Annotated in this window: 25 protein-coding genes, 1 tRNA gene and 3 pseudogenes; 20 read left to right on the forward strand and 9 right to left on the reverse strand. The window is 39.9% G+C overall.

Annotated features, from left to right (window positions below; genetic code table 11):
• Both BM329_RS09555 and BM329_RS09560 read right to left on the reverse strand, forming a co-directional pair.
• Positions 1-290, reverse strand: a pseudogene (locus tag BM329_RS09555) (IS1-like element transposase); the annotation flags it as partial.
• A 103-nt stretch (positions 291-393) separates the two neighbouring features.
• Positions 394-522 (reverse strand): annotated as a pseudogene (locus BM329_RS09560) (IS200/IS605 family transposase); the annotation flags it as partial.
• Between the two features lie 1064 nt (positions 523-1586).
• Between BM329_RS09560 and BM329_RS09570 the strand changes: the two are divergent.
• The 11 genes and pseudogenes from BM329_RS09570 to BM329_RS09620 all read left to right on the forward strand — a co-directional run bounded on the left by BM329_RS09570 (position 1587) and on the right by BM329_RS09620 (position 10788).
• Entirely contained in the window at positions 1587-2510 is a 924-nt protein-coding gene (locus BM329_RS09570) for an integrase domain-containing protein (protein WP_092552237.1), read from the forward strand.
• Positions 2507-3106, forward strand: a complete 600-nt coding sequence (locus BM329_RS09575; protein WP_041982134.1) for an SGNH/GDSL hydrolase family protein — start codon at positions 2507-2509, stop codon at positions 3104-3106. The genes BM329_RS09570 and BM329_RS09575 overlap by 4 nt, the downstream gene beginning before the upstream one ends.
• Before the next feature lie 459 nt (positions 3107-3565).
• Positions 3566-3883, forward strand: a complete 318-nt coding sequence (locus BM329_RS09580) for a hypothetical protein (protein WP_041982135.1) — start codon at positions 3566-3568, stop codon at positions 3881-3883.
• Between the two features lie 209 nt (positions 3884-4092).
• Positions 4093-4470, forward strand: coding sequence for a hypothetical protein (locus BM329_RS09585; RefSeq protein ID WP_041982136.1), 378 nt, complete (start codon positions 4093-4095; stop codon positions 4468-4470).
• A 7-nt stretch (positions 4471-4477) separates the two neighbouring features.
• Positions 4478-4708, forward strand: a complete 231-nt coding sequence (locus BM329_RS09590) for a hypothetical protein (protein WP_041982137.1) — start codon at positions 4478-4480, stop codon at positions 4706-4708.
• 289 nt (positions 4709-4997) lie between these two features.
• Entirely contained in the window at positions 4998-5972 is a 975-nt protein-coding gene (locus tag BM329_RS09595) for an ArdC family protein (RefSeq protein WP_041982138.1), read from the forward strand.
• An 8-nt stretch (positions 5973-5980) separates the two neighbouring features.
• A complete protein-coding gene (locus BM329_RS09600; RefSeq protein WP_041982139.1) occupies positions 5981-6178 on the forward strand; it encodes a TA system toxin CbtA family protein in 198 nt (65 codons plus the stop codon).
• A 122-nt stretch (positions 6179-6300) separates the two neighbouring features.
• The gene (locus tag BM329_RS09605; RefSeq protein WP_092552240.1) at positions 6301-6567 is read left to right on the forward strand and encodes a hypothetical protein; all 267 of its coding nucleotides are present in this window, start codon (positions 6301-6303) and stop codon (positions 6565-6567) included.
• A 10-nt stretch (positions 6568-6577) separates the two neighbouring features.
• Positions 6578-8063 (forward strand): annotated as a pseudogene (locus BM329_RS09610) (UvrD-helicase domain-containing protein).
• A complete protein-coding gene (locus BM329_RS09615) occupies positions 8050-9690 on the forward strand; it encodes a TraI domain-containing protein (RefSeq protein ID WP_041982146.1) in 1641 nt (546 codons plus the stop codon). Before BM329_RS09610 ends, BM329_RS09615 begins: the two are co-directional and overlap by 14 nt.
• 27 nt (positions 9691-9717) lie before the next feature.
• Positions 9718-10788, forward strand: coding sequence for a tyrosine-type recombinase/integrase (locus BM329_RS09620; RefSeq protein ID WP_092552243.1), 1071 nt, complete (start codon positions 9718-9720; stop codon positions 10786-10788).
• Positions 10789-11006: 218 nt separating this feature from the next.
• On the opposite strand, the gene BM329_RS09625 is transcribed toward BM329_RS09620, so the two are convergent.
• The 4 genes from BM329_RS09625 to mutY form a co-directional block, all read right to left on the reverse strand.
• Positions 11007-11082: transfer RNA gene (locus tag BM329_RS09625), tRNA-Phe, on the reverse strand.
• A gap of 168 nt (positions 11083-11250) precedes the next feature.
• Positions 11251-12324: a membrane-bound lytic murein transglycosylase MltC gene (gene mltC / locus BM329_RS09630; RefSeq protein WP_092552247.1), complete on the reverse strand. Its 1074-nt coding sequence runs from the start codon at positions 12322-12324 to the stop codon at positions 11251-11253.
• Between the two features lie 84 nt (positions 12325-12408).
• Positions 12409-12681 carry an oxidative damage protection protein gene (locus BM329_RS09635; RefSeq protein ID WP_092552250.1) on the reverse strand — a complete coding sequence of 91 codons (273 nt, stop codon included), beginning with the start codon at positions 12679-12681 and terminating at the stop codon, positions 12409-12411.
• 28 nt (positions 12682-12709) lie between these two features.
• Positions 12710-13750, reverse strand: coding sequence for an A/G-specific adenine glycosylase (gene mutY / locus BM329_RS09640; RefSeq protein WP_092552253.1), 1041 nt, complete (start codon positions 13748-13750; stop codon positions 12710-12712).
• Between the two features lie 253 nt (positions 13751-14003).
• On the opposite strand from mutY, the gene trmB reads away from it, so the two are divergent.
• The 7 genes from trmB to BM329_RS09675 all read left to right on the forward strand — a co-directional run bounded on the left by trmB (position 14004) and on the right by BM329_RS09675 (position 19324).
• Complete coding sequence (gene trmB / locus BM329_RS09645; protein WP_092552255.1) at positions 14004-14723, forward strand: tRNA (guanosine(46)-N7)-methyltransferase TrmB; 720 nt, start codon at positions 14004-14006, stop codon at positions 14721-14723.
• Positions 14723-15049 carry a YggL family protein gene (locus BM329_RS09650; RefSeq protein ID WP_092552258.1) on the forward strand — a complete coding sequence of 109 codons (327 nt, stop codon included), beginning with the start codon at positions 14723-14725 and terminating at the stop codon, positions 15047-15049. The genes trmB and BM329_RS09650 overlap by 1 nt, the downstream gene beginning before the upstream one ends.
• Before the next feature lie 201 nt (positions 15050-15250).
• Positions 15251-16177 (forward strand): glutaminase B, encoded by a 927-nt coding sequence (gene glsB, locus BM329_RS09655; protein ID WP_422643792.1) that lies wholly within the window; start codon positions 15251-15253, stop codon positions 16175-16177.
• Positions 16128-16994, forward strand: coding sequence for a DUF2884 family protein (locus BM329_RS09660; RefSeq protein WP_245759051.1), 867 nt, complete (start codon positions 16128-16130; stop codon positions 16992-16994). Before glsB ends, BM329_RS09660 begins: the two co-directional genes overlap by 50 nt.
• Positions 16995-17117: 123 nt before the next feature.
• Entirely contained in the window at positions 17118-18062 is a 945-nt protein-coding gene (locus BM329_RS09665) for a siderophore ABC transporter substrate-binding protein (RefSeq protein ID WP_092552267.1), read from the forward strand.
• Between the two features lie 199 nt (positions 18063-18261).
• Positions 18262-18504, forward strand: a complete 243-nt coding sequence (locus BM329_RS09670) for a YbhB/YbcL family Raf kinase inhibitor-like protein (protein WP_092552270.1) — start codon at positions 18262-18264, stop codon at positions 18502-18504.
• Positions 18505-18544: 40 nt separating this feature from the next.
• Complete coding sequence (locus tag BM329_RS09675) at positions 18545-19324, forward strand: L-threonylcarbamoyladenylate synthase (protein WP_092552273.1); 780 nt, start codon at positions 18545-18547, stop codon at positions 19322-19324.
• 43 nt (positions 19325-19367) lie between these two features.
• Here the strand turns inward: BM329_RS09675 and BM329_RS09680 are convergent, their stop codons facing one another.
• On the reverse strand, positions 19368-20285 hold the full coding sequence (locus BM329_RS09680) for a LysR family transcriptional regulator (protein WP_092552277.1): 918 nt from the start codon (positions 20283-20285) through the stop codon (positions 19368-19370).
• Positions 20286-20538: 253 nt separating this feature from the next.
• Here BM329_RS09680 and BM329_RS09685 point away from each other — a divergent pair, with 253 nt between their 5' ends.
• Positions 20539-21837: a 3-isopropylmalate dehydratase large subunit gene (locus BM329_RS09685; protein ID WP_092552280.1), complete on the forward strand. Its 1299-nt coding sequence runs from the start codon at positions 20539-20541 to the stop codon at positions 21835-21837.
• On the forward strand, positions 21834-22385 hold the full coding sequence (locus BM329_RS09690) for a LeuD/DmdB family oxidoreductase small subunit (RefSeq protein ID WP_092552283.1): 552 nt from the start codon (positions 21834-21836) through the stop codon (positions 22383-22385). The genes BM329_RS09685 and BM329_RS09690 overlap by 4 nt, the downstream gene beginning before the upstream one ends.
• A gap of 96 nt (positions 22386-22481) precedes the next feature.
• On the opposite strand, the gene hemW is transcribed toward BM329_RS09690, so the two are convergent.
• A complete protein-coding gene (hemW, locus tag BM329_RS09695; RefSeq protein ID WP_092552286.1) occupies positions 22482-23612 on the reverse strand; it encodes a radical SAM family heme chaperone HemW in 1131 nt (376 codons plus the stop codon).
• Complete coding sequence (rdgB, locus tag BM329_RS09700; protein ID WP_092552289.1) at positions 23605-24192, reverse strand: RdgB/HAM1 family non-canonical purine NTP pyrophosphatase; 588 nt, start codon at positions 24190-24192, stop codon at positions 23605-23607. Before rdgB ends, hemW begins: the two co-directional genes overlap by 8 nt.
• Between the last annotated feature and the right edge of the window lie 27 nt (positions 24193-24219).

The raw sequence follows: 24219 nt of genomic DNA on the forward strand, positions 1-24219 counted from the left end.
TTTTATCGCTTCTGTTACCGATTTGGGTTTGAGTTTTTTAAATGCCGAAGTACGGTATTCAGGCCGATCCCCATCACTCGTGCTGTTGCCCGACATCCCATTCCATTCATAGCCATATCGACGATTTGCTTATGGGTACCGAGACGACAAGCGGCATAAGTGAACTCCAGTTGCCAGGAGTGACGGCAGGATTGGCAAAGATAACGTTGGTGACCAGAACGCGAGCGCCCATTGCGATGGATCCCTTTCACTGCGGAACAAGAGGGGCAAGTTACATCAATTTTTGCCATTTGAATGTTTTCCAAATAGACAGATTATACATGATTCAATAAATTGATGTCACGACCGAAGTAGGTGGGTTAGTGATTAACGGCCTGGAAGTCCGGATACGCGTCAATTATCCATTCTGAAATTATCATTCGGATTCGGTTCAAAATAATACTCTAAATAATTCTTTATTATTTCTTCTGTTAACTGTCCTACGGTTGCACAAAAATAGCCCCAACCTCAAAAGTGTTGGCCCCTTCAAATAACGCCCTTTAATCTCTCCGGGTCTAATTCCCCGCCGCTTGCGGCGTATTTCTCTAGGCTGGTTTTGAATCATTGACGAAAATAGATTGCCAGTGTAAGATTTTTACCGCTGTAATGTTACCTTATGGTAGCCAATTAATGTTCCGGCAATCTGAGAGGAACGCCTTTGGGTGATTGCAATATCAATGTTCCAATAGTCTGAGAGGAACGCTTTCGGGTGACTACATCATCTGCCGTACCTGAAAAGGCAGACAGTAAATACGCTGGGTAAACCCGTTTATTCTTTGAAAACGGGGATCGCTAAAGCGATTAAGAAGCCTTCCGCTAAATTCATTTAATTGCTTGATATTAATGAATTTACCAACCTTCAGTTTGATGAAAACATCAAACGTCTTTATCAGTGCGCTTTTTATCACGTCGAGAGCTTTAGCTTTGTGCGACCTTTGCCAGCTTCGATATGACGGTATGCCATTTGGAACATTTGGCATCTTCGGCATCTTCGAATAGCGGCATTGAGAGCAGAAAGATGAACGGCGTCACTTGTGTAAAAGCGTAGCGATTACCAAGTGACGCCGTTAGGCGTAAAACTTCCAGATCGCATTACAACTGACGTTAGAACATTTTTTTAAACGGTTTTACCAAATGAAGACAGCATTTTGACGTATTTCGGAATGTTGTCGAAGGAATGTTTTAACGATTAACAAAGCGTCCTGCGCGCCCGTTTACTAACGGACGCTTGTAGGACAACTTCAACTTCTAGTTTTAATTAATAAAACTAACTTTTTGATAAATGGGGGAAAAATAGTCAAGATATTGAGGCGTTCAACCTAATTTTAGGCTTGAACGGGGAGCATTAAAGCGCAGTGCAGAGCACAGAGCGCGCTCCTGTAATAACTCAACATGGCCTCGCCCTGCTACACAATATCTGACTGTCAGGATGACAAACTTAACCGACACGCAGGGAACGTCTGTAATGACGGAAAACTAATAATCTGGATGCAGTGGTATTATGAATAATCTTTATTATTCATAATGTTAACTCTATTGGGGTTTTTATGATTCAAAAAACATCAAGATCAAAGGTAGAATCATTTAAGAAAGATTTTATTACGTGTGCACGTAAAGCGGGTGGTAGCTTTGCTACGGTTGCAGATCGTACACGGATAGCTAAACAGTTTCTGAATTATTTGAACTATTCAGGAATTAAACTGCGTCAATTGGATAGCTTAAAAGTTAAATACTTTGAAGGTTATATTACGCAACGTAAAGCTGAAAATATTAGTAACAGGACTCTTCAGAATGAAATGTCTGCTTTACGAGGAATACTTTCTCAAGCAGGAAAACACAAATTAGCCGATCCAGATAATGAGCGTTTAAATAATCGCTCACTTGGAATATCAGGGGCAAGCCGTATAGGAACGAAAGTTGCACTAACACCAGATGAATTTAAGCAGGCATTTAGAGAAATAGAAAAAATAGATAAGGGTGTAGCTGCTACATTACAATTGGCATATGTTTTAGGATTAAGAACGAAAGAAGCTGTTCAGGCATGTAAATCGGTACAGACTTGGAAAAATTCTTTAAATAATGAGCATCATTCTGTCAGAATTGTTTTTGGTACAAAAGGGGGTCGTCCAAGAGATACAACAATTTTAGATCGCGAACAGCTTAAATCCGCTATTCATTACGCTGAAAATATAATGAAAGAGAGAGAGGGAAAATTAATTGATAAGCCGAGTATTCATCAGGCAGTTGATCGCTATAGAAATATAGTTCGTTCAGTTGGATTAACAGGAAAAAAAGCACCTCATAGTGTTCGTTACCATGTTGCTAAAGAATTAAGTAAACATTATCAAGAAGCAGGTTTTTCTAATAAAGAAGTATTGGCTCAAGTGTCTATGGATTTAGGTCATGGTGACGGAAGAGGGAGATATATTAATCAGGTATATTATAAAAATATAGATGGGGTTGATGAATGAAAATTAGGAATTTAATAAAATTTATTTTTTTATTATTGTTTTTTTCATCAAGTGGATTTTGTAAAGCTTTATTGTTAGGCGATTCACTAACGTATATTTATGGTGAGGCATATAAATCTATAATCAGTAAAGATGCAGATGTTGTTTATAAGGTAGGGTCAGGACTTTTAAATAGAAGTAAATACGATTGGTTTTCTGCTGTTGAAAGTGTGAATTTTGACAAATACGATTTGGTGATTGTAAGTATTGGTACGAACGATTTCAATAGGGAAATAACCTCAGTTAACTATTCTCGTTCTATTTTTGAACTTATTGGTAGAATTAGAAATAAAAATAAAAATGCGAGAATTATCTGGATCTCCCCACCATTTTTAAAAAATAAAGAACATGATATTTTGTTGAGTAATACACGATATATTGTTAGGAGTACATTAAATCAATTAGGTGTTATTTATTTTGATATAACAAAAGATGCTGTGTTGGGTGAAAGGTATTCAGATATTCTAGATGGTAAAAAAATTAGAACTAGCGATGGTATTCATATAACTAAATATGGCGCTAATTTGGTTGTAGAGCATTTGAAATTATTTATATAGTTTTATTTATTAATGGTTGACAGATAGTAATGCTAGGTACAAAATAAGATTGTTCTTAACGTTGCTTTATGCAGCCTAATAATGCTTCAGTAGTCTGAGAGAAGCGCTTTCGAGTGACTACGTAATTAATGTTTCAATAGTCTGAGAGGAACGCCTTCGGGTGATTATATTATCTGCCATACCTGAAAAGGCAGACAGCAAACACGCTGGGTAATCCTGTTTATTCTTTGAAAACAGGGATCACTTAGGTGATTAAGAAGCTCTTCACTATTTTATCTCACCCAATGGGGAAATTTTCCCCGAGGGAAGATTTCTCTTTTTTAAATGGAGAAGTCTTATGAATAATCAAGTTTTTTACCTTCATCTTATGAACCAGGCGTTTCATTACGTTGGGACATTTTTCATAGTCAGTTTACCGTTTTAGTAACTGGTATGCTTGAATATCCTGAGGATGATCCGATGTATGGTACTTATAAAACTGAAGGAACTTTGACTGTTTGCAAATCATCCACATTAACTGAAGCTTTTAATAAACTCAAAGTCATATATCGGGAAGATAATTGGTCTTTTCGAGATGAAGATGCTGATTACTATGATTCTGATCTTGGACATGATGTAGGGCCACTTGATTTCTTTCCTAGAACGGTAATGGTTTATGACCGTTATAATAAAAAAGTGTTAGGCGGTGAGTTACATGGTGATTTGATTACTTGGGCACGTTCTATCACACAGGAAGCTGAACTTATTTCATTGAAAGAGAAGTATAAATGCTTATAGAAAGAAGGATTTTATGAAAATTGCGCGGACTGTGGGCATCATGGAATAATTCAGGCCGAAGCTTATTATTTATGTGATAACTATTATGTGTCATGGGATGAACTCCCTGTGCAGACAGAAACCAATCAATAATAGTTAATTTTATTAACTAACCCGCAGGGTATTTTCCCTGTGGGAAAGTCCCTGCTTTTAATTATGGAGATTAGAAAATGGGACTTGATATTCACTTTTTAGCTGACGACAAAAACGATATTCAGAATGATGTGAATGAAAAAACTGAGGTAGGATATTTTCGTAAAGTTAATTCTCTTTTTGATTGGATTGAGACTAAAGTTCAACCTATTGATAATTGTACGACTATATTGATCTCTAAAGATGTTCTGATGGAGTTAGCATTAGTTCTGGATAATTTGACACCTGATAATTGTCGAGAGTTATTTCCTACCCGAGAGGGGTTTTTCTTTGGTTCAACGGAATACGATAAGTATTATTGGTTTGACGTTGAGACGATAAAAAACTGGGTTAAAGGGATACTCAGTAGCTTTGATTTTGAAAATCAAAATCTATATTTCTGGGCATGGTGGTAATTTGATTATGACCAGTTCAGAACAACAAAAACTAGCGGTAATACTTAAATTAGCTGATGAACGCTATGGCGTGAATAATGGCAGCCGAGAAAAAGTAGAATTTACTCTTAGTCAGTCAGTAACGGCAGGAGTAAGCGTCAATTACTATGTAACGTGGGATATAGGTTTAACTGAAGGATGGGATAGCATTATCTTTGGATTTGAACGACTACGCGAACGAGCTACCTTAAGAGTTTAGCCTTACTTTTTTCACCCGCAAGGTATTTTCCTTGCGGGAAAGTCCTTGCTTTTACTTATAAGGATTAAGAAGTGGGACTTGATATTTACTTTTTAACTTATGATAAAAAAATCCAAGATAGGAGATTTTCATGAATTCAATGCTCTTTTTAATTGGATTAATAAAAACATTGAACCTATCTGATTTACGCGAATTAGCAGGTTTAACAGCCTAACGTTACTTGTTTTTCACCAGACGGTGTACTTTCACCGTTTGGGGGGAGTACACCTTTTTATTAGGAGTATTCTCTATGAAGAAACAAACCAAAATGCAGAAAAGATCTGAAGTAGAAAAGGATATTTACCAACAAGTGACTGATAAGATTATCAGTGCATTGGAAACAGGCACTGTTCCGTGGAAAAAACCTTGGCGTTCTGCGGTTAAACAATATGGAGGAATGTTACCTGCGAACGCTTTAACAGGAAACCATTACAATGGTGTAAATATCTTATTGTTATGGATAGCTGCGGAGGAAATAGGGTGTAATGTTAACCGTTGGCTAACATACCGCCAGGCTCAACAATTAGGTGGTCAGGTTCGTAAAGGAGAGAAGTCTACTTTAGCTGTAATATTTAAGCCCTTTGAAGTTCAGGCAAGAGATAAAGAAGATAATCTATTGTTTGACGATAAAGGGAAGCCTTTGATGGAACAGAGAGTGATGTTGAAAGCTAACCCTTTATTTAATGTTATCCAATGTGATGGGTTACCTGAACATTTATTACAAGAAGGCGAACGAATACCTGAAGATATGTTATCACCTAAAATTAGTCATGAAGTGCACACAATGTTAGATGCAACTGGTGTGAACTTAGCTTCAGTTGCACAGAATAGAGCTTTTTACTCACCAGCTAGTGATCGTATTGTGATGCCTTTGTCTGGTCAATTTTTTACGGAGGCTGATTATTGGTCTACGTTATTACATGAAATGGTGCATAGCACCGGACATGCAAATAGATTGAACCGTGAAGGAATCACACTCAAGAACCGAAAATTCGGAGATCCTGTATATAGTTTCGAAGAATTGGTAGCTGAAATGGGGAGCGCTTTTCTTTGTGCACATCTTGAAGTATTCGGTGAGGTTAACCATGAAAGTTACATTGAGCATTGGTTGTCAATTTTAAAAGCGGATAAAAAAGCTTTGTTTCGGGCTTGCAAACAAGCCCGAGAAGCAAATGAATATCTGTTAAGTTTTCGTATAGCCCACAACACAGCTAAAGCAGCGTAGGGGTATATATGAGATATGATATCGTTCGCTTTAAGCTATTGTCACATATGCTATTAATGCAACATTCAGGTATGACATTGAGTGATACAATCTTGTGTGATGATGAAAAGATAAAAAATTTCATTGAGGAAGGTATATCACCTGTAGAAGCTATTAACCAAATAGGAATACCAATAAAACCATCTGAAATTTCAATTTCCTATTAACTATAAAAGCGCCTCTTCGGAGGCGTTTTTTATTTTATTTGGAAAAAGAGTTTTCTCTATACATAAGTCCCCGTATTTTTCATTATTAAGATTATTGCACCGATTTGTTTAGGAGTCAGAAGATGAAAAAATATTTTTTTATTATTGGTTTTTTATTTGTTTCTGGTTGCGTTGATTTTTATAAAAATCATAAATTTAATGAAGCAAAAGAACTATATGCAACCTATGTGATGAGAGTTAAAACTCATTGTGATTTATATTTACTTAATATGAATTCAAGTTCTAGTTTCAGTGACAAATTATATGTTTTAAACGGTTATCGTTGTCCTGATGGTAAAATTTATTTTGTTAATGAAGAGTTTGCCAAAAATACAATTCCTGTTTTTTAAATGAGTTATTATTATGTTTATGCCAACTGGTGAACAACAGGCTGTTATAAAATGGAATGGCTCTAAATTGGTAGTAAATGCTTTCGCAGGAACAGGGAAAACATCAACATTAGTAAATTATGCGTTAGCTAATCCAGATGTATCAATGCTTTATTTAGCTTTTAACAGAGCAGTCAGAGAAGAAGCAGAACGTAAATTTCCATTTAATGTTGAGTGCAAAACGTCTCATCAATTAGCCTGGTCTACAGAGGGGCGTCATTACCGTAATCGTTTGGTTAATCAATTACGTATTACTGATATTGCTAGGGCACTAAATACCCGACACTGGTCATTTACTCAGAGAGTCCAAAGCACATTAAACCGATTTTTATCCAGTTCTGATTCAGAGATAAAACTTTTTCATTGCCCAGATCAAGAAGTAATCCAAGGAGTTGATCCAATTAGAGTAATCCAAGGAGTAAATTATATCTGGAATTTAATGAAAGATATGGGGCATTCATTTCCAATTACACATGACACGTATTTGAAATTATATCAATTATCTGAACCAGATTTATCTCGTCATTATCAAACAATTTTGTTCGATGAAGCCCAAGATGCAAACCCTGTAACACATGCAATTGTTTTTAATCAAAAAACTAATGTTATTTTAGTTGGTGATCGGCATCAGCAAATTTACCGTTTTCGGGGGGCTGATAATGCGCTAGATGCGCCACAATTATCTGAAGCTGAGCGTCTATGGTTGACACATAGCTTTCGTTTTGGCCCTCACGTTGCTGAAATTGCGAATGCGTTACTTGCTTTAGATGGAGAAACTTATCAAGTTATTGGATTGGGGGGGGGAGGATGAGGTTTTATCGTCACAAGAATTAAACGAACCTCATAAGGCGGTATTAAGCCGCACTGTAGCTGGTGTAATTGATATTGCACTAGCAGCGGCGCAGAACCAAAAACCAGTATATTGGGTCGGGGGTATAGAAAGTTATCGTACTGAAGAATTGGAGGATCTATATTGGTTTTCTGTTGATATGTCTCAGAATATACAAAATTCCCGATTGTTACATGACTATAAAAATTACGATGAATATTGTCGGATAGCTAAGGCAACGGAAGATATTGAAATGATGCAATCTATCCGTTTATTAGATAGGTATTTTCCTTTTCCGCAAAATTTAGAAAAAATGCGTACATTTGCTGTAACAGATGAAAATAAAGCAAATTTAACAGTATCAACGGCACACAGAGCAAAGGGATTGGAATGGTTAGTTGTGGTATTGAATAATGATTTTCCAGATTTATTTGATCCTAAGTTAACAGAGTTGGATCGACGGGATGAAATCAATTTGCTTTATGTTGCTGCGACTCGCGCACGTAGGAAACTGGTTATTAATGAAATTATTGAAAACGTCTTAATAAATCAAAGGAAAAAGGATAAAGAAGAAAAAAAGGATTTGGAGGTACATTCTTTAGAGGACGGTTTGCATGAAGATGCTTAAAAAATTGCTTTATAGGAATAAGCTGAGTGTTTCGGGGGGAAACAAGAAAGAGAAATCTACTCCTGTCGCACCAGATGGTTATTTTTTACCTCAGTTATCATGTGATTTATTAGACATACCCTACCGTAAAGTTTACCTGCAACAACTCTGGGAAAATGTTTCATTACCTAAGTCTCAATATGAAGAGCTTTTTTTATCGCCTTTACGGAATTGTGCAGGAAGGATGCAAAATTTACCTGCGTTCTCTCAAGGTGAATTCTCCCAATCAGGTGGATTGCTTGATTTAACGCTACTTACTATGGTGTATTCAGTCAGATTAGCAAAGAAGAGGATGTTACCAATAGGAGGATTACCAGAAGACCAAGCTAACCAAAGTAGCGCTTGGAACGCGGTCGTATTTTACTCTGCTATGCTGCATTGGGTTCCTCTAATGGGGCACTTTGAAGGGGAATATGCTGATCAGCGTAGTTGGATTCCTGGAGTAACAATACCTGAGAGGGCTTACCGCTTTCGTTTTAAATCGGATAATGTGGCTATAGCTGATTTACGCTGCGTTTTAGGGGCACTTATGAGCTATACCCTATTACCGGAGAAATCGATTTGTTGGTTAAGTGAAACACCTGCGGCATTACATGCGTTGGTGAATTGTACTATGGGGCGGCAAAATGACATCAGTTTATTGATTGATGAAGCGATTAGTAAGTTACCAGAATTACCGAAAATGGATGTACCTTCAAATGAAGCAGGTAGTTCATCTATTGTTGAAAGTGCTCCAACTATACAACCTTCTATATATGTGGATATTGACCTGCAAAAAACGATTGAAAAAAATGGGTTGAGCATATCAACTGATATTCAAGAAGAAAACACAACTTCCATTATTTTAGAGCCGAATGTTTTTTCATCAGAAATATCTACTCTGGAATCATCGAAACAAGAAATATTGTCAGAATCTATGAAAGAGGTTATTGACGATGATCTACAAACCGCTATGTCGCTTTTAGGCATAGAAACAGATATGGTTCATCAAGATGAAAATATTGAACTTTGTTCATTAAATGATATATCAGACCAACAACATGCAGTTAAAATAACCTATGGTGAAAATAAACTGGGATATAATTCACTTTATGAAAATAATTCAGTTGAAATTGTAAAGAAAGATGTAATTATTAGCGAAACTGTAAAGTTGAATAGCCAAAAGCAAAATGAAGATCAGTCATTAAAAACGAAATTTTGGGAATGGCTTAAAAAAGGATTAAAGGACAGTGAGATTAAATTTAATACAGCAGATGCAAAGATACACAGCGTTGCAGGATTTTTATTCTTACAAACTCCAGCGATTTTTTTCCTATTCTTGCGAGAACATCCTAGTTTAGATGTTGACCATCATACATTATTATCGGCGTTCGAATCATTGAATGTGCATCGTATTGAAAAAAAGGGAGGTAAAAGAAAGTATCATTATGTGTGTAAAATATATCCAATCCCTATTATAAAAATTACAGAAGAAACACAAAAAAAGAATAAATTTATACGAGCTAGCGGTTATTTAGTAAAAGCAAGTTTGATATTTGGAACATCTGTACCTTCAGACAGCACTTTCGTAGATTTTACATCAGGGTGAGATAGAGGAAATATAGGAGTATCCTTTATGAAAAAACGAACATTTTTTAACCTAGAAAAAGACTATCCTGTTTGGTATGAGTTATTGCATGAATATTTTTATGCAAAAGTTTTGCGACCAGATACAGAAAAAACCTATGAAAAAGTATTGAAATTGTTTCTTCGCTATTTAAAAGAAATAGAAAATATAACAGATATAACACCAGAAGAAGTAACACACAGACAAATTTTGCGTTGGCGTCGTCATGAATTGAATATTAAAGCTGTAGCGGAACGAACTTGGAATACAAAAGCGCGTCATATGCAGGTGTTATATAGTTTTTGGATCAAAAAAAGTTTATTAAAAGAGATTGAGAATCCGTTTTTTGAGAGTCAGATTGAACCAGGTAAGAAAAGAAAGAAAATCTATACTGAAGCACAGACTCGTACTATGTATCGTGTTTTTGAGAGATTTACACAGTTAGAGAAAGAATCGTCGGCACAGCAAGCTACTTACCGCTGTTGTGCGTTATATCCGACACGATTCTGGCTTGTTGTAATAGAAACGTTTCGATTAACAGGGATGCGTTTAAATCAATTGGCTCATGTTCGCATTTGTGACATTGATTTTGAAGAAAATGCAATCATGTTATGCAGTGAGAGCAGCAAAAATCATTGTGAATATCAAGCAGCCGTATTAGGTAAGTTAAAGCCACTATTGAAGCAATTAGTGGATGAAATGATATTAAGAGGGGCTATGTCTAATGATGTATTATTTAATGTACACCGTCTATCAGATAGAGATGTAGATAGAGAAAAGCCTATTGAACTTCAACCAATAAAATCATTTTTTCGGCGCTTTTCAAGAGAATGTGGTTTTCCTGTTAGCCCTCATCGTTTTCGCCATACGTTGGCAACTACATTAATGCGTAGCCCTGAGCGTAATATGCAACTGACAAAAAATGTTTTGGGGCATCGTAGCCTGTCTTCGACAATGGAATACATAGATCAAGATATCCATAGCACACTTAATATGCTAGAGAACGAGTTATCTGATTATTTAAGCATGGGATTAGGCGGAGAGCATGACCGTTTGGTTTCTGTGATGCGGCAGTCATAAATATATAAATAATTTACATAGAGTTGACGAAACCATTAACTCTGTGTATAAAAATAGAATTTAGAACAGGGCATTTGTGCAAAAGTGCCCTGTCTTGAGATACCCTAACCCTACATTCAACCATGCGTGTAACTAACAATGGCATGATGAGTTTTCGGATTCCCGATTTTTAACCGACCGTTGACTATCTCAGGTTCAACGTTCGTGCTAGGAAAATTTGGTGCCCGGACTCGGAATCGAACCAAGGACACGGGGATTTTCAATCCCCTGCTCTACCGACTGAGCTATCCGGGCTAACGGGGCGCATTAAACCGTATTCAGCCCAATCCGTCAAACATTTTTTGCATAATTTTATCTGTATGCTTTTAAATTGCCCAATACGCTATAAATCTAAACAAAATGGAGAGAGGATTGCTTCTATACTCTCCATCGGTTCTTTGTTATCAATGAATTTACTATAAATTATCGACGATAATTTTTCTGTGCTTTGTTCACTTTTATCAGATAACGGCGTGACTCAGCGGAAGAGTGTTTATTTGTCAATGTTTCATAAACATCACCAGGTTCCATTGAATTGATCTTCTGAGCTGCCTTCTTTTTGTCATTCGAGAATACACGCAATACGCTGCCAGCACCGCCATTATAGGCTGTGATGACGGCATACCGACGTGAAGTGATATTCTCGATATCGCCTAAATAAGTATTTTGTAATATCGAGAGATAAGCCGTGCCAGCATCAATGTTGTTTTCAGGATCGAAAAGGTAACTGCGGCTGGGATGGCCTGATTTTCCTTGCATTCTGAAAACATCTTTTCCGGCAGTGTGTTGCATAACTTGCATAAGACCCAACGCATCAGAGTGGCTGACGGCATAAGGGTTGAAGCTGGATTCAGTCTGCATGATGGCAAGGATCAGCGATTCATCAATTCCGTATTTTATGGATGCTTTTCGAACAATAGGGAGGTATTTATGGGCACGTTTGTCCAAATGATTGGGAACCAATTGAATGGTGACCGACCAAATGACATGCAATCCTGATTGACGTTTTTGTAATTTATTCTGAATCAGGTAATCAGCAAAATGACGTGCGCGCCACTCCCAGCGAATGGACTCACCACTATTATCCAGAACTTGTCCATAAAGAAATGGTTCTTTGCTAATCTGAATATCGTTGGAATCAGAATAAAGATTGATTGAGCCGGGATCATCTCCCATCAATAAAGTGCCAACAATCGCTTTGTGTAACCGTTCAGTCGGTTCGACTGGTGATATTGTTTCAATCGTAATACTTCCCGCATCAAAATTGATATGGCTGCGGGTTTGATATTGATCTGTGTATTTCACGTAATCTTTCGGACCTGCAATTAATACTTCTCGTAAACCCCAAATATTTTCAATATTGTGAGCGAATTGCCCCACTAAAATATCGAAACCATTTGTATCTTTTACATATTCTTCTTTGTATTCAATGCCTTTTTTGCTAGAACAGGAAATCAGGAGCGGAGTAAGAAGAATCAGAGGCAGCAGTTTTTTCATCTTAAAGAGCCGTTGGATATTGATATGCCATCAGTAGTTAGAGCCATGCAAAATGGCTCTTATTTATGCCAGTTGAGTGGTAAATTATTGTTCTGGTGGTGTGTAACCATCAATTTGGATGTCATGCCCTTCAAACAGGAATTTCACCATCTCTTGCTCAAGCAATTTGCGGTCGTTTGGGTTCATAGTATTTAATTTTTTTTCATTAATCAGCATGGTTTGTTTGCTCATCCATTGTTGCCATGCTTCTTTAGAAATTTCATTGAAAATGCGCTTGCCCAGCTCCCCCGGATAGAGCTGAAAATCCTGGCCTTCGGCTTCTTGCTGCAAAAAAGTACAAAAAATAGTTCTGCTCATAATTAATCCTCAAAATAAAATGGGCAAATTAACCCAATTGTTGCAAAAGGTATTCAACGGGAGCTGCCAATCCTACAGTTGCTGGCTGGCGTAAGTTATACCAAAGTCCCTTGCTTTCATCCATGCAGGAATCAAAAGATAAAATATCGATTTTAATGGGAACAATATCTAAATGAAAATGACTGAATGTGTGGCGAAATGCTGTCAATTGTTCAGGTTTATTGTGAGAAATGCCCGCATCTTGCAGCCATTTTTCCAGTGAAGCTTGATCAGTAAATTGTGGGAAGGCAAACAGGCCCCCCCAAATGCCAGAAAGTGGCCGCTGCTCCAGCCAGACCGTATCACCATGCTGCATTAATAAAAAGTAGGCTGTTTTTTCAGGAATGCTTTGTTTCGGTTTTTTGCCCGGATAATCTGCCCAGTTATGATTGGCATAAGCAATACAGCCTGTATTGAGCGGGCAAATTTCGCACTTTGGTTTACTGCGGGTACAGACCATTGCGCCCAAATCCATCATTGCCTGATTAAAATATTCGACGTTTTGCGCGGGAGTTACGCGAGTACTGATATCCCACAGTTGGTTCTCAACTTCTTTTTTTCCCGGCCAGCCGTCAACGGCACAGCAGCGGGCCAGAACACGCTTCACGTTACCATCAAGAATCGGAAAATGTTTGCCTTGAGATAGCGAGAGAATAGCACCAGCGGTTGAACGGCCGACTCCCGGCAGGGCAACAACATCATCGAATGTCGTCGGGAATTTGCCATTGTGTAACGTCACTATCTGTTGCGCTGCTTTATGTAAATTACGGGCGCGCGCGTAATATCCCAAGCCTGTCCACAAATGGAGAATTTCATCCAGTGGTGCAGCAGCCAAAGACGCAACATCAGGAAAACATGAAATAAATTTCTGGAAATAGGGAATAACGGTCGCGACTTGTGTTTGTTGCAACATCACTTCTGAAAGCCAGACGTGATAGGAAGTTTTTTCCAGTTGCCACGGCAGAGTTTTACGACCATAACGGTAATACCATTCAAGTACTCTCTGTGAAAATTGCTCAGCTTCCATCATTAGAATAATTGTCTTTATATCAGATATTGTTTTGTGAGCAGGATTGCAACATAGTGTAACTCCAGTGTAAACCCGAACTTTATTTCGAAGCGCTACGCAATTTAGTTGCTATTTAGTATTAAAGTTGTGCTTATGGGCATTGAACTTGATAAACTCAGCCATCTTTGCATAATTGCGCTCTCTTTGGGCAACCCTGCGGTATATTAAGCTCCAGTCGCCTGAGCAAATGCCTTTAAAACTGATAGAAAGCACCATGATAAATAACGTAATTTCACCGGAATATGATGAAGATGGCAGGGTCTTGCGCCGTGTCCGCAGTTTTGTTCGTCGGCAGGGACGGTTAACGAGCCGTCAGCAGCAAGCACTTGATAATATGTGGCCGAAAATGGGTTTGGATTATCAGCCAGAACTGTCCGATATGGAAGCTATTTTTGGTCGTGAGGCCCCAGTGGTATTGGAGATTGGCTTCGGCATGGGGGCATCATTGGTTACGATGGCGAGTCAGAACCCAGAAAAAAACTTTTTTGGGATCGAGGTTCATGTGCCGGGAGTAGGTGCTTGTCTGGCTTCCGCAGAAGAGGAAAACCTGAGTAATCTACGTGTTATGTGCCATGATGCTATTGAAGTGCTGAATAATATGATCCCAAATCAAAGTTTGGATATGGTTCAGCTTTTCTTCCCTGATCCGTGGCATAAAGTCCGCCATAACAAGCGTCGGATTGTACAGCCTGAATTTGCTCAACTAATCAGAAATAAGCTGAAAACCGGTGGTGCCTTCCATATGGCAACTGACTGGCAGCCATATGCTGAACATATGCTGGAAGTGATGAGCGAAGCCAAAGGATATAGCAATTTATCAGAAAACGATGATTATGTACCACGTCCTGATTCACGTCCAGTCACGAAATTCGAAATGCGCGGTCAGCGTTTAGGGCATGGCGTATGGGATCTAATTTTTGAGAGGGTAGAATAATGGCTAAAAATCGTAGTCGCCGTCTGCGTAAAAAAATGCGTATTGATGAATTTCAAGAGTTAGGATTTTCCATAAAGTGGGGTTTTCCGGCCAATACATCCGTTGATGTTGTTGACAGCACGGTTGATGCCTTAATTGAAGAGTTGATAGAGCCAAATGGCTTGGCTTTGGATGCCAGTGGTTACTTGCAGTGGGAAGGTCTGATCTGCCTGCAAAAAATTGGTAAATGTACCGAAGAACACCGCCAGTTAGTTGAAAAATGGCTGAAAGATCGCAACATGGAAGATGTTGTTATATCAGAACTGTTTGATGTGTGGTGGGATTGATTTGCTGTTATATAAACATGTAGCGTTTTGATATCTAATGGATTCAAGTTGTTGCTAACAAGCGTTAACTTGAAAACATGAAGGGTAAATATACAGAAAAATATACAGAAAAATATACAGAAAAATATACAGAAAAATATACAGAAATAGTGCTGTATGCAGGGGTTCCAAAGGAGCCCCTGTCTATCTGGAGAAGAAGTGGTGAAGGTAAGGTTCTCTAATTCGTTATTGGCAGATATCTTAGATGAAGTACGCCCTTTGATTGGCCAGGGGAAAGTGGCAGATTATATTCCCGCTCTGGCGGAAGTTTCGGTAAATAATCTGGCAATGGCCATTTGTACAGTCGATGGACACGTTTTCCAAGCGGGAAATGCAGAAAAGCGCTTTTCTATACAGTCCATTTCTAAGGTGTTAAGCCTGACACTGGCGATGACTCGTTATAAAGAGCATGATATTTGGCAAAGAGTTGGTACGGAGCCTTCCGGGCAGCCTTTTAATTCATTGGTTCAATTAGAACTGGAAAAGGGAATACCCCGGAATCCTTTTATCAATGCGGGAGCACTGATAATCTGTGACATGCTGCAATCACGCTTGAGCGCACCTAAGCATAGAATGCTGGAATTTGTTCGCAGCCTCACAGGGCAAAAAGATATTTCTTATGATGATATCGTTGTCCGTTCAGAGATGGATCATTCAAGCCGCAATGCAGCGATTGCCTACCTGATGAAATCATTCGGCAATTTTGAAAATGATGTCTTGACGGTTCTGCAAACCTATTTTCATTACTGCTCCTTGAAAATGAATTGTGTTGAACTGGCTCAGTGTTTTATTTATTTAGCCAGCCAAGGGCGTATGATTGGTTCCGATCAGCAAATTCTGAGCCTTCGACAAACAAGGCAGATTAATGCGTTGATGTTGACTTGTGGTATGTATGATGGTTCTGGAGAATTTGCTTTCAGAATAGGTATGCCGGGGAAATCAGGTGTTGGCGGGGGAATTGTCTGTGTTGTTCCGGGTGAATTCACCGTTGCGGTGTGGTCTCCTGAACTGGATAAATCCGGTAACTCATTGGCGGGTTGTGCAGCACTGGAAAAACTGGCTGGGCGTATTGGTCGCTCTATTTTTTAATCTCGTCCGTGCTGATGGTATCCGTGCAGAGAGAAAGTCATCAAGCAAAGGAAATTCAGGAGAACGTATGTCACGCAGAATCACGATTGCTACAATATTATTTGCAACTCAATTATTTGCAACTCAGATGATCGTAGCTCAAGCACAGGCAAGTTCTGACTGTCAGGTGACATTTAATGATGACATTATTGTCACGCCAAAATCTGTCCAAGTTGTTGGAGTCGATGGAAACCTGAAAATCTTGCCTGATGGCTCCATAACTCGTGATGGAAAGGCGTTGTCATTGAATGCAGAACAACGCAGTAAAGCCGTTAAGTATCAACAGACGATCCGTAAAGATTTACCGTGGGTTAAGCAGGAAGCCTTAAGCCATTTGGCAAGTGCACGTCAATCACTGGATAAAGTGATTGTTGATACGATGGGGAAAGAGAGTAATGTGCGTAACCGTTTGTCCCAATTGGAATCTGGTCTCTATAAGCAAATAGATAGAGTGATTGAAACTCGTGCTAATGGTTTTACATTCAACTCTCAGGCAGTCAAGCAGGTAGAATCTGAAGGCAAGAAACTCGTCGAACAGAGTCTCGGTGGTATCTTGCAGGATAGCATTAACGAAATGAGCAGTAAAAAGAGCGATCAAAATGGTGGCGGCAAACAGATGTTAATATCTCTTCTTGGAGGTTTGGAGGGAGTGCAAAATGGTTTTGATGCTGAATGGAAAAAGCAGGAAAAAGAGTTGAAGCGCCTGAAAGAAGACGTTTGTAGTAAAGCCAACGGCTTAGAACAACAGTATATAGCTCTTATGAATTTGATTAAGTAAATCACAATGCATATCTTATAAATAAGAATCAATATGAAATTGATTCTTATTTAGTTGACATATTAATGTTGCCACCTAGAATGCGGGTTACTTCTTACCAATATGCTTAATTCAGGTGTAACAATGAAAAAAATCCTACCAATTGTTATCGCATCACTATTTTCTGTCGCCAGCTACTCTGCATTTAGTCAATCATCCACATTATTTACACCAAATATAGTAACGGTGAAGTCTGGTGATTATGTCACAGTAAAACATCTTTCTGGCGAAACTAAGGTTAAAAAAGATCCACATCGGGTTGTTCTGTTTGATTTCGGTACTTATGATTCGATGGCAAAACTAGGTTTATCCGAGCGAGTTATTGCGTTACCTATGGGTAGTTTGCCTGAATATGTACGTGGTAATCTGTCTGAAAATATGAATAATGCAGGTGGAATGAAAGAGCCGGATTTGGAAAAGTTAGCAGAAATAAAACCGGATCTGATGGTGATAACAGGGCGTCAAGGTTCTTTCTATGATCGTTTATCACAAATAGCACCAACGGTTAATTTAGGCACTGACAATAAAAATTACCTGCCATCTGTTAATAGTAATCTTAAGTTATTAGGCGAGTTATTTAATAAGCAGGATATTGTTAAAACACAGATTGCTGATTTAGAGAAAACCATCGCATCTGCGCAGGAAAAAGCACAGGCAGCAAACAGTAAGGTACTGGTATTGTTGCACAATGCTGGTGAGTTATATCCCAATAATCAAGCCATTGTTTATAATGTGGTTCAGGCTTCACGTGCAGAATTACCCACCAAATCAGATAAAAGTAAAAGTCGAGCTGTAACTGCGGATATGATTGCACAGGCAAACCCTGATGTGATTTTTATTATTGATCGTAGTGAAGCGATTGGTGCCGGAAAGCTGACAAAAGCTCAGTTCGAAAATGATCAAGTCAAATCAACCAATGCGTATAAAAATAACAAAATAGTTTATCTGCAATCTGATCTTTGGTATTTGTCTGGTGGTGGTTTGGACAGTATGACACGACAAGTTAATGCAATTGCTGATGCGTTATAATTTTGCAGATTAATATTCATTTTCCTTCCTAAGTTATCCCAAAACCTGAATATTCAGGTTTTGGGGTAGATCCACAAAAATATTCAGTAACTCACTTATTGTTCCCAAATTGAAACAATCAGGCAAAACGATAACCTGATCTTGCAGCATAGAAAAACTGCGTTAGGATATTTCAAAAGGCACTTAATGGGGGAACATAATGATGATTATCAGTTCAACTGAATTTAAGAATAATGACTTCTTACTGAAAGAGCATGAATTTAATGAATTTGGTGGCAATGGAGATAATCGTTCACCTGAACGGGTCTGGACAGACGTGCCAGCTGCCTTATCGGTGGAAAAACTGGGAATTGATGCTGAAACGACAAACGCGGTTGCGCGTTTTATAATTCAGGCCAATACCTTGGCAACCGCTATCATCACCAGTTACTACCAGCGTTAACTGATTAATAATTCTTCCGTTTCCAGTAAAGGGTATCAATATGAGCAACAAAAAAATTCAATGGAACTATGGGGTACAGCCGGAAGCGGTAGAGATCCTCACTAGTGACGGTGGAATGATCGTTTGCCCGACTAAAGTTGGCTATATCATTATGACATCAGATGCACGAGGTCTTGAACGTAAATTTGAAGCCAAGCAGCGGAATCGTAATAAGCCCGGTGTTGTTTTGTGTGGATCGCTGGAGCAGTTGAAAGAGCTGGCTCAGCTTAATCCGGAAATTGAAGCGCTTTATCAAAAAACTTGGGATGAAGATGTCTTGCTGGGCTGTATCCTGCCCTGGAAAGAGGAAGCGTTAGCCCGCATTCCTGATGATGGTTCCAAAGAATTGATGATGGATCATCGTGGTACAAGTTGTTTCGTGATTAAGTTTGGTAAACCCGGCGAAATACTGGCAAAAGAGCTTTGGGAAAAACATGGCAAGTTTTCTTTTGCCAGCTCGGCTAATCCGTCAGGCAAAGGCAATCGTGGATTGGTGGAATGTATTGGTGAGAGAATTGAAAGTCAGGCTGATTTGATTATTGCTGCCAATGACTATGTTAAATCTATCCAACCCAATGAAACTGAGCAAACTCGCTATGAACAAGGCGTTATGGTTTCAATGGTAGATGAAAACGGTAAGTTAGTGCCGCAGCAAAATAACCAGCGTGATATTACGCCATGCCCGGTGTTTATCCGTAAGGGGCTGTATTTGAATAGGATCATGGCGATAATGTCTGATATCTTCACGACTTGGGATTACCGCCACGGTAATTATTATTGACCGATAAGCAGGTCTTTTGCGGGTGCAACTGTACCCGCACGGATTATGCCTTTTTTCCGTTTACCAGATTTTGTTTCAGCTTATTTTGCAAAGAGCTGGCAAAGTGCTGTACGCGTGCAGAGAGTGTGCTTTCTGATTTAAATAACATCCAGGCTTGATAGATATCCATTTTCCATTTAGGGAGCAGTCTTACCAATTTTCCTTCCGCAACAGCTTCATTAGTTACATAATCTGGCAGGTAAGCAATGCCGGCTCCCGCTAATGCAGAACTCATTAATGCGACGCTATTATTGATGCGAAACCGGCTGCGAACTTCAATATCCAGCTTATGCCTCTCTTTATGAAACGGCAGTGAGATAGTATGGGCAGGGCCTCGAAATAGCAGGTAATCATAACGGGGAAGATCTTCTGGTTTATCTATTTTTGAAAATTGACGCAGATAATCAGGTGTGGCGTAAAGCCCCCAGGTAATATCAATCAGAGGCATAACAAGTGGATGATGAGGAGCTTCACGCCCTATAATAATTGCGATATCGCATTGATCTTCACTCATATTAATTGTTCTGTCTGTCAGTTCCAGATCAACGCTGATATGAATATTTCCGGCAATAAAGTGATTCAGGGCGGGAACAATACATTGACTGCCAAAGGATACTGGCGCAATCAGGCGTAAACTTCCCATCGGTTCTTCATGAAAATTACGTATAAAATACTCAGCATTTTGAGCTTCAGTAAGAATTCGGTGACAGTATTGGTAATAACTCATCCCAACCTCAGTCACCTGGATTTTACGTGTAGTACGGTTAAGTAGCTGGGTTCCCAATCTGATTTCTAACTGTGCAATTTCGCGACTGACCGAAGACTTCGACAGCCTTAACGATTTTGCGGCTTCGGTAAAACTCAGCGTTTCTACTACGCGGGCAAAGACCACCATAGAGGTGAGATTATCAATATTATTCATGAATTAACCTGATGATTTACTCGGGAGAACCGCGGTATAACATACCACATATCCTGTAGGGAGAAGCCAATATTCCTTGTTTGTGCGGTGAGATAGGTATCAGGTTCAAAGAGTGGGAGTTTTCCATTTTACGAACGACTGTCCCATAATAGAAACAGTGAACTAATCATCGTATTTCCCTACGTTAAAGAGCCGTAATCTTGCTAGGATAACAATCTAACTGGTCTGTTTTAATCTTCAGGGGTAATGTGAGATGAGCCAAACTATGACACAAAAAATTCTTGCACGAGCAAGTGGGCGTAAATACGTCACCCCGGGTGAAGTGGTTTGGGCGAAAGTGGATATTCTAATGTCTCACGATCCCTGCACTCCGGGTGTAGCCAGCGTATTTAAAAAAGAGTTTGGGCAAGATGCAAAAATATGGGATCCCGAACGCTTTATCCTGATCCCTGACCATTTTGTTTATTCGGCAGATCCGCAAGCTAATCAAAATATTCGAGTAATGCGTGAATTTGCTGCTGAACAGAATATAAAATACTTTTACGATGTCGGAACCCCAAACTATAAAGGTGTTTGCCATATAGGGCTTGCAGAGGGCGGACATACTCGTCCTGGTGAAGTGCTGTTGGGAACAGATTCTCATACTGTTACGGCGGGCGCTTTTGGTACATTTGCTATTGGTCTGGGCATTACGGATGCCGCTTATGCGTTAGGCACCGGTGAAATCCCGCTTAAGGTACCGACAACGATTCGGGTTAATTTTACCGGAACCAAACCCGCCCATGTTCTGGCTAAGGATATGATCCTGTCAGTGTTATCAGAATTAACCGTCGATGGGGCGACTTATCAGGCTATCGAATTTAGCGGTAATGTAATTGATGAGTTATCCGTAGAAGAGCGCATGACGATTTGTAATATGGTCGTTGAGTGCGGGGCGAAAAATGGCATTATGGTTCCCAATCAGGCGACTTTGGATTATTTGGAGGAACGCAACCATATCCCGTTTGAGGTTATTTATCCTGATGAAGATGCGCAGTACAGCCGTGTATTGAACATAGATGTGACTGATATGCAGCCGAAAATTGCTAAACCTCATTCGCCAGATAATGTCGTTTCTGTCGAACAAGTTGCCAATGTTGCCATTTCTCAGGCGTATATTGGCTCTTGCACTGGCGGCAAGCTGGAAGATTTCGTCGCGGCGGCGCGTGTGATAAAAGGGCATAAAGTTAAGATCCCAACTTATGCCGTTCCTGCAACAAAAGAGGTTTTCCATAAAACGATAACGACGCAAATTGAGGGGATTTCTGTCTACCAGATTTTAAGTGATGCTGGCGTGAAACTTTCCTCTGAATCAGGGTGTGCAGCCTGTATTGGTGGCCCATCGGATACGTTTGGACGAGTCAATGACCCGATATCAGTGATATCGACAACTAACCGCAATTTCGTCGGCAGAATGGGGCATAAGCGCGCCAATATCTATCTTGCTTCCCCGTATTCGGTTGCTGCGGCAGCGATTACTGGCCAGATCACCAATCCTGAGGAGTTCTTATGAGTGAGTTAAAGGAAAATATCATTCGGGGTGAGGTTTATGTATTGACCGATAATATTGATACTGACCAGATTCTTTCTGCCGAATATCTCAAGATAAACCCTTCAACGCCTGAGGGATACGCACAATTGGCTTCACTGGCGATGTGTGGATTGCCGGAAGGCTCACTGCCTTTCATTGATGAAAACAAAGGCAAAGCGAAATATCCGATTATTGTGGCAGGGCAGAACTTTGGTTGTGGTTCTTCGCGTGAGCATGCGGTTGCAGCATTGGGTGCTTCAGGAGTGAAAGTGGTGCTTGCTCAATCTTATGCACGTATATTTTTCCGCAATTGTGTATCAACCGGAGAATTATTGCCCATTGCTGCTCAGGAGCGCTTGTGTGACAAATTAGTCACCGGTGATTGCATTGAGATTGATGTTGAAAACCAAACCGTAACATTACTGAAACAGGGTGAGCAATATCAAACTGACCCGATTGGCGAACTTGCTAACATTGTTACTGCTGGTGGGCTATTTTCTTACGCACGGGAAACGGGAAGGATTAAATAATTCTTTAATGCTATTGGTTATAAATGTTGGTTATAAACGTTGATTATAAATGTTCGTTATAAACTGCACCTGTGAATTTCCGGGTGCAGTTTGTTTTTAAAGAAATAGTTCCAGCAAGGAATTGAGAAATAGCTTTCCGTGTTTAGTAATTTGCCAGTGTGTATCGTTTTCGGTGATATAACCTTTAGCCAGTGCTTCATCAAGTTGTGGGCGAATGGCACTTTCTGGCAACCCAGTAAAATCACTGAAATCCTGACGGGGCATGGGTTCCAGCAACCGAAAACGGTTCATAAAAAATTCAAATGGCCGATCTTCATGATCAACCTGATTTTTTTGATCCAAATAACGCCCCTGCATATAACCGCGTGGGGGCTTGGTTTTCACCGTGCGGAGAATACGACCATCCTCAAACGATATCTTTCCATGTGCGCCGCAACCAATACCCAGATAATCGCCAAAACGCCAGTAATTAAGGTTATGCTGACATTGATAGCCCGGTTTGGCATACGCTGAGGTTTCATATTGCTGGTAACCTGCTGCCGTCAGTAATTGATGACCCCGGGAAAAAATATTCCATAATGCGTCATCATCCGGTAAAACCGGCGGACGGGAGCCAAAACTGGTATTGGGTTCAATCGTCAATTGATACCAGGATAAGTGTGGCGGAGAGAGTTCAATCGTCTGATGCAAATCATTCAACGCTTCGTTGAGTATTTGGTTGGGTAGCCCGTGCATCAAATCCAGATTGAAACTGCGTAACCCGAGTCCGTCAGCCAATTTTGCTGCCCGTTTGGCTTCTTCCGGGCCGTGGATCCGCCCCAAACGGATCAATTTATCTGAACCGAAACTTTGTACCCCGATGGAAATGCGATTAATGCCAGCTTGTTGATAGGCACTGAAACGGTCGGCTTCAACCGTTCCGGGATTGGCTTCCATTGTAATCTCTGCCTGTGGAGAAAGCCGGAGTGAATCTCTCACTCCGTCAAGCAATCGCTGCATCCCTTCAGCACTGAGCAGGCTTGGAGTTCCTCCACCAATAAAAATCGTTGATACCTCGCGATCACCAATCATCGGCAAATCAGCACGCAAATCTGCCAATAGATGATCGACATACTCCTGATGTGGTACATCTCCCTTTAAGGCATGTGAGTTGAAATCACAGTAAGGGCATTTTTGCACGCACCAAGGAATATGAATATACAGACTCAGAGGCGGCAACTTAAGCATTACGTATAGCTTCCAACAACATATCTAATGCTTGACCGCGGTGCGAAACCATATTTTTCTGTTCACGGCTCAGTTGTGCTGCTGTACAGCCAAACTCTGGCGCATAAAAAATAGGGTCATAACCAAAACCGCCTCCTCCGGCGGGTTCATGGGTGATCATACCTGACCAACGACCATGAAATACCAGAGGAGTCGGATCTTCAGCATTGCGTAAAAAGACCAGAACACAGTTGAATTGTGCCTGACGTTGTTCGTCAGGAACATCACGCATCGCTTCCAGTAGTTTTTCCAGATTGTCTTGATCGGATGCTTCACTACCTGCATAGCGGGCGGAATAAATGCCCGGAGCACCACCTAACGCATCAACCGATAATCCTGAATCATCCGCAATAGCCGGTAAGCCAGTGATTGCCGCGGCATGGCGAGCCTTAATGATGGCATTTTCAATGAATGTGAGACCAGTTTCGTCGGCTGAATCAACGCCCAACTCAGTTTGAGCCACAATATCTAAGCCAAAATCAGCCAGTTCACGTACTTTGCCTGCATTTCCCGTGGCGAGAACAACTTTTTGCTTTGCCATTTATCTAATTAACCTATGTATTCAAAT

Origin of the sequence: Xenorhabdus koppenhoeferi, assembly GCF_900116635.1 — a bacterium.
GTDB lineage: Bacteria > Pseudomonadota > Gammaproteobacteria > Enterobacterales > Enterobacteriaceae > Xenorhabdus > Xenorhabdus koppenhoeferi.

Coding starts and splice junctions, on each gene's coding strand:
- BM329_RS09570 (WP_092552237.1), top strand. CDS start 1,587: ATGATTCAAAAAACATCAAGATCAAAGGTAGAATCATTTAAGAAAGAT.
- BM329_RS09575 (WP_041982134.1), top strand. CDS start 2,507: ATGAAAATTAGGAATTTAATAAAATTTATTTTTTTATTATTGTTTTTT.
- BM329_RS09580 (WP_041982135.1), top strand. CDS start 3,566: ATGTATGGTACTTATAAAACTGAAGGAACTTTGACTGTTTGCAAATCA.
- BM329_RS09585 (WP_041982136.1), top strand. CDS start 4,093: ATGGGACTTGATATTCACTTTTTAGCTGACGACAAAAACGATATTCAG.
- BM329_RS09590 (WP_041982137.1), top strand. CDS start 4,478: ATGACCAGTTCAGAACAACAAAAACTAGCGGTAATACTTAAATTAGCT.
- BM329_RS09595 (WP_041982138.1), top strand. CDS start 4,998: ATGAAGAAACAAACCAAAATGCAGAAAAGATCTGAAGTAGAAAAGGAT.
- BM329_RS09600 (WP_041982139.1), top strand. CDS start 5,981: ATGAGATATGATATCGTTCGCTTTAAGCTATTGTCACATATGCTATTA.
- BM329_RS09605 (WP_092552240.1), top strand. CDS start 6,301: ATGAAAAAATATTTTTTTATTATTGGTTTTTTATTTGTTTCTGGTTGC.
- BM329_RS09615 (WP_041982146.1), top strand. CDS start 8,050: ATGAAGATGCTTAAAAAATTGCTTTATAGGAATAAGCTGAGTGTTTCG.
- BM329_RS09620 (WP_092552243.1), top strand. CDS start 9,718: ATGAAAAAACGAACATTTTTTAACCTAGAAAAAGACTATCCTGTTTGG.
- mltC (WP_092552247.1), bottom strand. CDS start 12,324: ATGAAAAAACTGCTGCCTCTGATTCTTCTTACTCCGCTCCTGATTTCC.
- BM329_RS09635 (WP_092552250.1), bottom strand. CDS start 12,681: ATGAGCAGAACTATTTTTTGTACTTTTTTGCAGCAAGAAGCCGAAGGC.
- mutY (WP_092552253.1), bottom strand. CDS start 13,750: ATGATGGAAGCTGAGCAATTTTCACAGAGAGTACTTGAATGGTATTAC.
- trmB (WP_092552255.1), top strand. CDS start 14,004: ATGATAAATAACGTAATTTCACCGGAATATGATGAAGATGGCAGGGTC.
- BM329_RS09650 (WP_092552258.1), top strand. CDS start 14,723: ATGGCTAAAAATCGTAGTCGCCGTCTGCGTAAAAAAATGCGTATTGAT.
- BM329_RS09665 (WP_092552267.1), top strand. CDS start 17,118: ATGAAAAAAATCCTACCAATTGTTATCGCATCACTATTTTCTGTCGCC.
- BM329_RS09670 (WP_092552270.1), top strand. CDS start 18,262: ATGATGATTATCAGTTCAACTGAATTTAAGAATAATGACTTCTTACTG.
- BM329_RS09675 (WP_092552273.1), top strand. CDS start 18,545: ATGAGCAACAAAAAAATTCAATGGAACTATGGGGTACAGCCGGAAGCG.
- BM329_RS09680 (WP_092552277.1), bottom strand. CDS start 20,285: ATGAATAATATTGATAATCTCACCTCTATGGTGGTCTTTGCCCGCGTA.
- BM329_RS09685 (WP_092552280.1), top strand. CDS start 20,539: ATGAGCCAAACTATGACACAAAAAATTCTTGCACGAGCAAGTGGGCGT.
- BM329_RS09690 (WP_092552283.1), top strand. CDS start 21,834: ATGAGTGAGTTAAAGGAAAATATCATTCGGGGTGAGGTTTATGTATTG.
- hemW (WP_092552286.1), bottom strand. CDS start 23,612: ATGCTTAAGTTGCCGCCTCTGAGTCTGTATATTCATATTCCTTGGTGC.
- rdgB (WP_092552289.1), bottom strand. CDS start 24,192: ATGGCAAAGCAAAAAGTTGTTCTCGCCACGGGAAATGCAGGCAAAGTA.